Here is a 2,802-nt window from a genome sequence, read left to right as displayed (position 1 = left end):
ATCCCCATGCCGATGAGGCCGCTGCGCCTTGCCCGTGGAGCGTGGTGGTGGGAGTGGCTATGGGGGTGGTGATCCTCTTTGGTGAGCAGTGCGACGGATCCGGGCGCCGATTCGGCCGGTTGAGCGTGATCGTGGTGGGGTGTGGGGAGCCGCGGATGGTGATGGGCGTGTGCCGCACGGCCGGGATCGCCGTGATGGTGGTGGTCGTCGTGATGGTGATGATGGTGGTGGCCGTGGTGTTGGGGCGTCGTGCCGCGGTTGAGGAGTGCGGAGCGCAGCAGCCACAGGCCGATGCCTGTGATCATGAGGCCGCTGATGACTCCGAGCCAGGTGAGGACTGCTTCGCCGGCGAGGTTCGTGGCGAGGGGGAGGGCCAGTCCGAGGGCGAGGACACCTGCGGTGTGGGTGAGGGTGACGGTGGCACCGACGGTCAGAGCGTCTCGTGGAGTGCCGCGCTTGCCGGCGAGGTATGCCGCCATCAGCGTCTTGCCGTGCCCAGGCATGGCGGCATGGGATGCGCCAAGAATGAGCGCGAGCAGTAGTGCCAGCAGTCCTACGGGAACGGTCAGTTCGCGGGTGCCCAGCAGGGAGTCGAAGGTGTTCTGCACGGTGGACAGTGCCGTGGCGATCGGGCCGGTCGAGGGCAGAGCGTCGCGGACCGAGGCCAGTGCCTGCGTGTGGCCAGGCTCGGTACGCAGGTCAGCCGCGCGCTGGTTGAGAGGCGACGCAAGCGGATCTTTGGGGTAGTCCCGCAGTTCGTCGGTCGAGGACTGGGCAGGCACGTTGGAGGAGGCGAGGGTCAGGCCGTCGGCGCGGGCGGTGATCTCCTGCCATCCGACGCGCCGGGTGTCGTATCCGGTGCGCAGGCCGATGGCGGCTGGGGAGCGCAGATTTGCGGGCGCGGTCAGGTTGCACTGGAGGCGGCTGGTCGGGAGTCCGGCTTCCCCGGGGTGGCGGCTGAAGTCGCTGGATTCGAGTCGCCATTGAAGGCGACTCTCTTCGACGGTGGTGACGAGTTGCCGCTTCAGTGTGCTGCACGCCTCGCCTGCGTAGTGCGTGCTCTCGTTGCCGCTGACGCGTCCGTCGTGGTCGGTGTCGATGTCCTGGAGTTCTTGGGCGGTGGAGATCTCCGCGCGGTCGACGACGATGCGGGCGTCGACGCGATGCGGGTGCAGGACGAGTCCGGTGTGGTGGTTGACGGTGAAGTTGCCCAGGGGGTGTGCCGCTACACCGGGTGCGGTGGCGATGGCGGCGGTGCTCAGGCACGTGACAGCCGCCAGCAGAGCGGCAACAGTTCGTGCGGAGGTTGGGTTCATCGGGTTCCGTCGATTCGGCTGAGCGTGGCACGGGCCCTGGGGGCGTGCGCAGGGTGAAAGTGCGGGTCGATGGCCAGAGCTTGCCGGAGGTCGTCGCGGGCCTCTGCTGTGTGACCGAGTGACTGGTGGATGATCGCGCGGTGGAAGAGGAAGAGCGCGCTGCGTGTGCCCAGCGTCAGAGCGCGGTCTGCCTCGACGAGCGCCTCCTCGTCGCGGCCCGCTCGGTGCAGTGCCCAGGCGTAGGCGTCGTGTACCGCGATGAACGGGCGTGCGGCGATGGCCTGGCGGCCCAGGACGGCGGCGGCTCGGGGGTCGCCGTGGTCGGCCTCGAAGAGGATCGCGTCCGTGTCTGGCCGCGCTCCGGTCTCTTTGCGTACCGTCTCCTGAGCATGCAGGACGCGGTACTGGTTCTCGGCTTCATCCTGGTGCCCCAGCGACTGTTGGAGTTCGCCCAGCGCCAGCAGGTAGTGGGGCAGTGGTGCGATGGCGATGGCCTCGGTGTAGTCCCGCACGGCCTGCTTGGTGTTCCCGAGCGCTGTGAGGGCGCGGGCCCGTGCTTCCAACAGCCCGCTGTCGTGCGGAGTCTCCCGCAGTCCCGCCTGGGCTTCGTCCAGCGCGGTCCGGGGGTCGCCGGTGTCTGAGGCCAGAAGAGAGAGGTGGGTGAAGGCGAACGCGCGCTCGGTCGGCGAGCCGGCGGCCGTCAGGGAGCGACTCATCAGAAGGCGAGCCTGGCGTTCGTCGCCCCGCAGTTCCCACATGTAGGAGGCCCGGGCCAGGGATGTGCTGTCCGGCCGGAGGTCGGTCATGCGCTGGACGGCGTCGAATGCCTGTTGGTATCGGCCGAGTTGGGTGTAGGCGTCGGCCAGGACGCCGTAGGCCGACGCGCTGTACGGATTTGTCGTGGTGGCTTGCAGCGACCAGGTAAGGGCCCGGGCGAAGTCGTGCCGGCCTGCGGCGAGGGCCGCCATGGCGGTCTCCGCGTGGTCGTTGCCGGCCGGCTGCACCTTCAGCGACCGGCGCAGCGCCGTCTCGGCCCTCGCATAGGCAGCGGGGTCGGCGTTCTGCCGGGCCTGCTGCACGTACGCCATCCCGAGGGCCGACCAGGCATCGGGGTCGGCGGGGAGTTGACGCACGCGCTGCTGGAGGGCGGCCAGAGATCCACCGTGCAGGGGGCGGGGAGCAGTGGCCTCGGGGGTGGCGGAGCCCAGCGGCGAGAGGCCCAGCGCCCCGGCGGTGAACAGGGCGACGCCCAAGGCGATGCAGACGGCCGCGCTGCGCAGATGTCTGCGCCGGGCAGGCGTTCGATGGGGACGGTCGCTGGCCACGAAGACCTCCGAGACAGAGCGTGGGCCCCGGCGGGCCAGGCATCGTCGTCCGGCCCGCCGAAGGTGATGTGCGGTGGAAAGGGTCAGGCGGTGGTGCGCTTGCGGCGCATCCGGAAGCCGCCGACGCCGAGCAGGAGCGCTCCTGCCGCGGTGACGGCCGA

General features: G+C 70.0%; 2 protein-coding genes. Both read right to left on the bottom strand.

All coding sequences use genetic code 11. From position 1 onward, the window contains the following. Positions 1 to 1,316: nickel transporter (locus K377_RS40865; protein WP_111668688.1), on the bottom strand; the 1,316-nt coding region annotated here is incomplete at its 3' end. After that, positions 1,313 to 2,641 (bottom strand): tetratricopeptide repeat protein, encoded by a 1,329-nt coding sequence (locus K377_RS40860; protein WP_111668687.1) that lies wholly within the window; start codon positions 2,639 to 2,641, stop codon positions 1,313 to 1,315. The genes K377_RS40860 and K377_RS40865, both read right to left, overlap by 4 nt. Positions 2,642 to 2,802 lie beyond the last annotated feature (161 nt).

This window comes from Streptomyces sp. PsTaAH-137 (genome assembly GCF_003259365.1).
GTDB lineage: Bacteria > Actinomycetota > Actinomycetes > Streptomycetales > Streptomycetaceae > Streptomyces.
This window is presented reverse-complemented; position numbering and strand designations above follow the sequence as displayed.